At 62.9% G+C, this 6,785-nt stretch carries 6 protein-coding genes; 4 read left to right on the top strand and 2 right to left on the bottom strand.

What is annotated here, in order from left to right:
• The first annotated feature begins 41 nt into the window (after positions 1 to 41).
• Positions 42 to 497, top strand: coding sequence for a YaiI/YqxD family protein (locus PVZ78_RS19670; RefSeq protein WP_273829101.1), 456 nt, complete (start codon positions 42 to 44; stop codon positions 495 to 497).
• A 48-nt stretch (positions 498 to 545) separates the two neighbouring features.
• On the opposite strand, the gene elbB is transcribed toward PVZ78_RS19670, so the two are convergent.
• A complete protein-coding gene (elbB, locus tag PVZ78_RS19665) occupies positions 546 to 1,214 on the bottom strand; it encodes an isoprenoid biosynthesis glyoxalase ElbB (protein ID WP_009051426.1) in 669 nt (222 codons plus the stop codon).
• A gap of 113 nt (positions 1,215 to 1,327) precedes the next feature.
• Here elbB and PVZ78_RS19660 point away from each other — a divergent pair, with 113 nt between their 5' ends.
• Positions 1,328 to 2,563 (top strand): sterol desaturase family protein, encoded by a 1,236-nt coding sequence (locus tag PVZ78_RS19660; RefSeq protein WP_273829100.1) that lies wholly within the window; start codon positions 1,328 to 1,330, stop codon positions 2,561 to 2,563.
• Here the strand turns inward: PVZ78_RS19660 and PVZ78_RS19655 are convergent.
• On the bottom strand, positions 2,544 to 3,176 hold the full coding sequence (locus PVZ78_RS19655) for a DedA family protein (RefSeq protein WP_009051424.1): 633 nt from the start codon (positions 3,174 to 3,176) through the stop codon (positions 2,544 to 2,546). The genes PVZ78_RS19660 and PVZ78_RS19655 overlap by 20 nt on opposite strands.
• A gap of 207 nt (positions 3,177 to 3,383) precedes the next feature.
• On the opposite strand from PVZ78_RS19655, the gene hemB reads away from it, so the two are divergent.
• Both hemB and ppk1 read left to right on the top strand, forming a co-directional pair.
• Positions 3,384 to 4,397: a porphobilinogen synthase gene (hemB, locus tag PVZ78_RS19650; RefSeq protein ID WP_009051423.1), complete on the top strand. Its 1,014-nt coding sequence runs from the start codon at positions 3,384 to 3,386 to the stop codon at positions 4,395 to 4,397.
• A gap of 18 nt (positions 4,398 to 4,415) precedes the next feature.
• Positions 4,416 to 6,635: a polyphosphate kinase 1 gene (ppk1, locus tag PVZ78_RS19645; protein WP_009051422.1), complete on the top strand. Its 2,220-nt coding sequence runs from the start codon at positions 4,416 to 4,418 to the stop codon at positions 6,633 to 6,635.
• Positions 6,636 to 6,785 lie beyond the last annotated feature (150 nt).

Genomic DNA, 6,785 nt, shown 5'->3' with positions numbered 1-6,785 from the left:
GGCGCGCGGCTTGCCCGCGATGCTTTTAGAGGAATAACGCAATGCGTGTGTGGATCGATGCCGACGCCTGCCCCAAGGTGGCGAAGGATCAGGTGGTGAGGTTTGCCCTCAAGCGTCAGTTCGAGTTGGTGCTGGTGGCGGGGCAACCGCAGATCAAGCCGGCCTTTGCCTGCGTCAAGCTGATCGTGGTGCCCAGCGGCCCGGATGCGGCCGACGATTACCTGGTGGAACACGCGGTGCCGGGCGATCTGGTGATCTGCAGCGACGTGCCCCTGGCCGACCGCCTGGTGAAGAAAGGCGTCGCCGCCCTCGACCCGCGGGGCAAGGAATTCGATGCGCAGAACATGGGCGAGCGGCTGGCGGTGCGTAACCTGTTTACCGATCTGCGCGAGCAGGGGCAGGTCGGTGGTGGGCCAGGCGCTTATGGGGACCGCGAGAAACAGGCCTTCGCCAACGCCCTGGACCGCATCCTGACGCGGCTGGCGCGCCAGGCCTGACGATTCCCGCGAGGCGAGGGCGCTTGCCGGCTCGCCACGGCTTTTGGGTTACTCGTCGTTTTCGTGGGTCAGTTCCAGCACCCGATCCACCAGCTTATTGATCCCGGCCGCCGCTTCGCTGATGGACTGCGCGAGCATGTAGGCCGGGGTGCTGACCAGCTTGCGCGCCTTGTCCTCGATGATGTCGCCGACGGCGCACTCGGCGTGGGTCGCGCCCATCTTGCTGACGGCAGCCGCGGTGTCGGCGTCGTTGCCAATGGTGCAGGTGACGCCCGGGCCGTAGATCTTCGCCGCCAAGGCCGGCGAGATGCAGATCAGGCCCACCGGCTTGCCGGCTTCGGCGAAGGCTTCGGTCAGCGCCAGGACATCCGGCTGGACCGTGCAGCCGGCCCCTTCCACGGCGAAGTTGGAAAGGTTTTTCGCCGCGCCAAAGCCGCCGGGCACGATCAGTGCGTCGAAGTCTTCGGCGTCGGCCTCACGAATGTCTTTCACCTGGCCACGGGCGATGCGCGCCGATTCCACCAGGACATTGCGCGACTCGGGCATCTCTGCGCCGGTCAGGTGGTTGATCACATGCAGCTGGGCGATGTTCGGGGCGAAGCACTGCACCTGGGCGCCACGCTGGTCCAGGCGCAGCAGGGTGATGACGCTTTCATGGATCTCGGCACCGTCGTAGACGCCACAGCCGGAAAGGATCACTGCAACTTTTTTGCTCATGGTTTTTTCTCCAGATTCATGGCGTTAAATGTCCACTAATTTGTCGCCCGTTGCCATAGGGTTATCCCGCCGCCCGACCTAATCTTCGATCAGGATTCCGATCAGGTCGTGTCATGAATTTCATTCTTTATGCGGTGCCGTTCTTCTTTGTGCTGATCGCCCTCGAGCTGCTGGTCGACCGCTGGCGGGGGGTGAACAACTATCGGGTCGCGGACGCCATCAACAGTCTCAGCACCGGGGCCTTGTCGACCACCACCGGGCTGTTGACCAAGGGGGTCGGCCTGGTGACCTACGCCTTTGCCCTGGAACACCTGGGGCTCTTCAGCCTGTCGGCCGAGAGCGCCTGGGTCTGGGTGTTCGCCTTTGTCCTCTACGACTTCTGCTACTACTGGCTGCACCGCATGGGCCATGAGCGCAACATTCTCTGGGCGGCGCATTCGGTGCATCACCAGAGCGAGGACTACAACCTCTCCACGGCATTGCGCCAGACCAGCACCGGCTTCCTGCTGAGCTGGATCTTCTACCTGCCGATGGCCGTGCTGGGGGTGCCGCTGCTGGTGTTTGTCAGCGTGGGGGCGTTGAACCTGCTGTATCAGTTCTGGGTGCACACCCGGCACATTCCCAAGCTCGGCTGGTTCGAATGGTTTTTCGTCTCGCCGTCCAATCATCGGGCCCACCATGCACAGAACGCTCTCTACATGGATCGCAACTACGGCGGCGTGTTCATTATTTGGGATCGGCTGTTCGGCACCTTCCAGGAAGAAGACGACAACGAACCAGTGATCTTCGGCGTCACCACGCCCCTGGCCAGCTGGAACCCGGTGTGGGCCAACCTGCAGTTCTATGCCCAGTTGCTGGACGATGCGCGGCGTACCGAGCGCGTTTGGGACAAGCTGCGGATTTGGTTCATGCGTACCGGCTGGCGCCCGGCGGATGTGGCGGCCAAATACCCGCTGCGCAAGCCGGACCTGAGCCAGTTCCGCAAGTTCGAGGTGCCGCTGGATGCCCGGCAGCAGGCTTATGTGGTGTTGCAGTTCGCGGTGTACGCCGCCTTTGGCAGCTACCTGATGAACCTGGGCGACAACCTGCCGGTCGCGGCCCTGGTGCTGGGCTGGAGCGCCATGGCCTTCGGTCTGTTCGTGCTGGGGGTGGCGCTGGAGAATCGCCCGTGGGCGCTGAAGATGGAGTTGCTGCGGCTGGCGTCGAACCTGCCGCTGGTGTGGCTGGCGCCCCTGGTCGGGCTGTGGCCGGCCAGCGCCTTGGGCTGGGTCGGCCTGATCAGTTACAGCCTGCTCAGTGGCATTGCGCTTTACTGCTGTCGGGGCCGCCTTACTCGACTGGCGTCTTAGACTTGCAGCAATCGTTCTGCTCGTTCTGCTTGACCTGTTCGGCTTCGTAGATCGCCTTGGCCAGCCGCGCATTCTTGAAGCGGCGGCGCAGCCACAGGGCAAAGCCCAGGACCAGCAAGGCGCCGAGCACCCACAGTTCGTATTTCTTGATGCTGCCCAGCATGCCTTCGAGCACGGCGCCGAAGTGATAGGCCGCGGCGGCCAGGGCGGCGGCCCAGATCGCCGCGCCAATGCCGTTGAGCAACAGATAACGTCCCGGCGGATACCCCGACAGGCCGATGGCCACCGGCATCACGGTGCGCAGGCCGTAGACGAAGCGGAAGCTCAGCACCCAGATGTCCGGATGCTTGCGGATATGCTCCAGCGCCCGATCGCCCATCAATTGCCAGCGCGGCTTGCGCGCCAGGAGCTTGCGCCCGTGCTTGCGTCCCAGGAAGTACCACAGCTGGTCGCCGGCATAGCTGCCGAAGAAGGCCACGACCACCACCAGGTTGATATCCATGTATCCGCGAAACGCGAGAAAGCCGGCCAGAACCAGGATGGTCTCGCCTTCGAAGAATGTGCCGAGAAAGAGGGCGAAGTAGCCGAATTCCTGAAGAAATTGTTGGAGCATTGTCTGGATGCTGGCGAAATGAACGCGCAGCCTAACCCTTCGAGCCCATGGAGGAAAGTATCCAAATGTGTCTCGACGTGAACAAATGCTGGCTGGACAATAGCTGCGACTACCGGTCACAGGGTTAAGCACAACTGTCATCCGTTCGTCATAATGGGCGCTTATAACTGTCACGCTCGCCCGCCTGCGCGGGCTCAGGAGTCTGTCGTGAGCTTTACCCCAGCCAACCGTTTGTTTCCTGCCACCCGCCTGCGTCGCAATCGTCGTGATGATTTTTCTCGTCGCCTGGTTCGTGAAAACGTCCTGACCACCGATGACCTGATCCTGCCGGTATTCGTGCTCGACGGTGAGAATCGCCGGGAAGCGGTGGCCTCGATGCCGGGCGTCGAACGCCTGACCATCGACCTTCTGCTGGAGGAAGCGGCGCAGTGGGTCGAGCTGGGGATTCCCGCGCTGGCGTTGTTCCCGGTGACCCCGGCGGAGCTCAAGTCGCTGGACGCCGCCGAAGCCTGGAACCCGAACGGCATTGCCCAGCGCGCCACCCGCGCGCTGCGTGAACGTTTCCCTGAGCTGGGGGTGATCACCGACGTGGCGCTCGACCCGTTCACCACTCACGGCCAGGACGGCATCCTCGACGAAGAAGGCTATGTGCAGAACGACATCACCGTCGACGCGCTGGTCAAGCAAGCCCTGTCCCATGCCGAAGCCGGCGCCCAGGTGGTCGCGCCTTCGGACATGATGGACGGTCGCATCCAGGCGATCCGCGAAGCCCTGGAGCTGGCCGGGCACGTCAACGTGCGGATCATGGCCTATTCGGCCAAGTACGCCAGCGCCTATTACGGCCCGTTCCGCGACGCGGTCGGCTCGGCGCTGAACCTGGGCAAGGCCAACAAGGCCTCCTACCAGATGGACCCGGCCAACAGCCACGAAGCCCTGCATGAAGTGGCCGCCGACCTCGCCGAAGGCGCAGACATGGTCATGGTCAAGCCGGGCATGCCGTACTTGGACATCCTTTTGCGGGTCAAGGATGAATTCAAGGTGCCGACCTTTGTCTATCAGGTCAGCGGCGAATACGCCATGCACATGGCGGCGATCCAGAATGGCTGGTTGAGCGAAGGGGTTATCCTCGAGTCCTTGACCGCCTTTAAACGCGCGGGTGCCGATGGCATCCTGACTTACTTTGCCGTTCGTGCTGCTCAATTGTTACGAGAGCAAAAATAGCCCTCCCAGGAACACGCGATGAATACCGAAGGACTCACTGAAGTTGCCGTAAAAGAAGCTCAACCCGTGGTCGAGCAGGTTGTTGAAACACCACCGGAGCTGGAAGCCCCGCCGGTGCAAGCGGACGCGCCGCATGTGGCGATGCCGACCCTGGTCATCCCGAGCCTGGATGACAGCAGCCTGTATATCCATCGCGAGCTGTCGCAACTGCAGTTCAACATCCGCGTGCTGGAACAGGCGCTGGACGAGTCCTACCCGTTGCTGGAGCGCCTGAAGTTCCTGCTGATCTTCTCCAGCAACCTGGACGAGTTCTTCGAGATCCGCGTCGCCGGCCTGAAGAAGCAGATTACCTTCGCCCGTGAACAGGCCGGTGCCGATGGCCTGCAACCGCACCAGGCCCTGGCGCGCATCAGCGACCTGGTGCACGGTCACGTCGACCGCCAGTACGCGATCCTCAACGACATTCTGTTGCCGGAGCTGGAGAAACATCAGGTCCGCTTCATCCGTCGCCGTTACTGGACCACCAAGCTCAAGACCTGGGTCCGTCGCTACTTCCGCGACGAGATCGCGCCGATCATCACCCCGATCGGCCTCGACCCGACCCACCCGTTCCCGCTGCTGGTGAACAAGAGCCTGAACTTCATCGTCGAGCTCGAAGGGATCGACGCCTTCGGCCGCGACTCCGGCCTGGCGATCATCCCGGCGCCGCGCCTGCTGCCGCGGATCATCAAGGTGCCGGAAGAAGTCGGCGGCCCTGGCGACAACTATGTATTCCTCTCGTCGATGATCCACGCCCACGCCGATGACCTGTTCCAGGGCATGAAGGTAAAGGGCTGCTATCAGTTCCGCCTGACCCGCAACGCCGACCTGGCGGTGGACACCGAGGACGTCGAAGACCTGGCCCGCGCCCTGCGCGGCGAGCTGTTCTCCCGTCGTTACGGCGATGCGGTGCGTCTGGAAGTGGCCGACACCTGCCCGAAACATCTGTCCGACTACCTGCTCAAGCAGTTCAACCTGAGCGAGACCGAGCTGTACCAGGTCAACGGTCCGGTGAACCTGACGCGCCTGTTCAGCATCACCGGCCTGGACAGCCATCCGGAGCTGCAATACACGCCGTTCACCCCGCAGATTCCCAAGCTGCTGCAGAACAGCGAGAACATCTTCAGCGTGATCAGCAAGCAGGACATCCTGCTGCTGCACCCGTTCGAGTCCTTCACTCCGGTGGTCGACCTGCTGCGCCAGGCGGCCAAGGACCCGCACGTGCTGGCGGTGCGCCAGACCCTGTACCGCAGCGGCGCCAACTCGGAAATCGTCGATGCGCTGGTGGACGCGGCGCGTAACGGCAAGGAAGTCACCGCGGTGATCGAGCTGCGCGCGCGTTTCGACGAAGAGTCCAACCTGCAACTGGCCAGCCGCCTGCAAGCGGCCGGCGCGGTGGTGATCTACGGCGTGGTCGGCTTCAAGACCCACGCCAAGATGATGCTGATCCTGCGTCGCGAATCCGGTGAGATCGTGCGCTATGCCCACCTGGGCACCGGCAACTACCACGCCGGCAACGCCCGCCTGTACACCGACTACAGTCTGCTGACGTCCGACGATGCCTTGTGCGAAGACGTCGGCAAGCTCTTCAGCCAGTTGATCGGCATGGGCAAGACCCTGCGCATGAAGAAGCTGCTGCATGCGCCCTTCACCCTGAAGAAGGGCATGCTCGACATGATCGCCCGGGAGACCCAGTTCGCCCTGGACGGCAAGCCGGCGCACATCATCGCCAAGTTCAACTCGCTGACCGATCCGAAGATCATCCGCGCGCTGTACAAGGCCAGCCAGTCGGGCGTGCGTATCGACCTGGTGGTGCGGGGCATGTGCTGCCTGCGTCCGGGGATCGCCGGCGTGTCGCACAACATCCATGTGCGTTCGATCATCGGTCGCTTCCTGGAGCACACCCGGGTGTTCTATTTCCTCAATGGCGGCGAGGAGCAGATGTTCCTGTCCAGCGCCGACTGGATGGAGCGCAACCTCGACAAGCGTGTCGAGACCTGCTTCCCGGTCGAGGGCAAGAAGCTGATCCTGCGGGTCAAGAAGGAGCTGGAAAGTTATCTCACCGATAACACCCACAGCTGGAGCCTGCAGTCGGACGGTCGCTACATCCGCAACACGCCGACCGGCAACCAGAACCCGCGCAGCGCCCAGGCCACATTGCTGGAGCGCCTGAGCAACCCGGTGCTGGCGGTGCGCTGAGCACCTCAGGTGCCGCCAACAAAAAGGCCAGCCCGAACATCGGGCTGGCCTTTTTGTTGTTATATCGCTTGGCTGGGGATTGTAGGAGCCGGCTTGCCGGCGAGGCGTCCTCAAGGCTGATGCAGGGCTCGAGGGCCTCTTCGCCGGCAA

This window comes from Pseudomonas sp. SBT1-2, from assembly GCF_028640875.1.
GTDB classification, from domain to species: Bacteria; Pseudomonadota; Gammaproteobacteria; order Pseudomonadales; family Pseudomonadaceae; genus Aquipseudomonas; species Aquipseudomonas chlororaphis_I.
Note: the sequence above shows the minus strand (reverse complement) of the source record. Positions and strands in the feature narration are given on the sequence as shown.

What these genes read in the sequence shown, in the direction of transcription:
- PVZ78_RS19660 (WP_273829100.1), top strand. Translation starts at nt 1,328, where the DNA reads ATGAATTTCATTCTTTATGCGGTGCCGTTCTTCTTTGTGCTGATCGCC.
- ppk1 (WP_009051422.1), top strand. Translation starts at nt 4,416, where the DNA reads ATGAATACCGAAGGACTCACTGAAGTTGCCGTAAAAGAAGCTCAACCC.
- PVZ78_RS19655 (WP_009051424.1), bottom strand. Translation starts at nt 3,176, where the DNA reads ATGCTCCAACAATTTCTTCAGGAATTCGGCTACTTCGCCCTCTTTCTC.
- elbB (WP_009051426.1), bottom strand. Translation starts at nt 1,214, where the DNA reads ATGAGCAAAAAAGTTGCAGTGATCCTTTCCGGCTGTGGCGTCTACGAC.
- PVZ78_RS19670 (WP_273829101.1), top strand. Translation starts at nt 42, where the DNA reads ATGCGTGTGTGGATCGATGCCGACGCCTGCCCCAAGGTGGCGAAGGAT.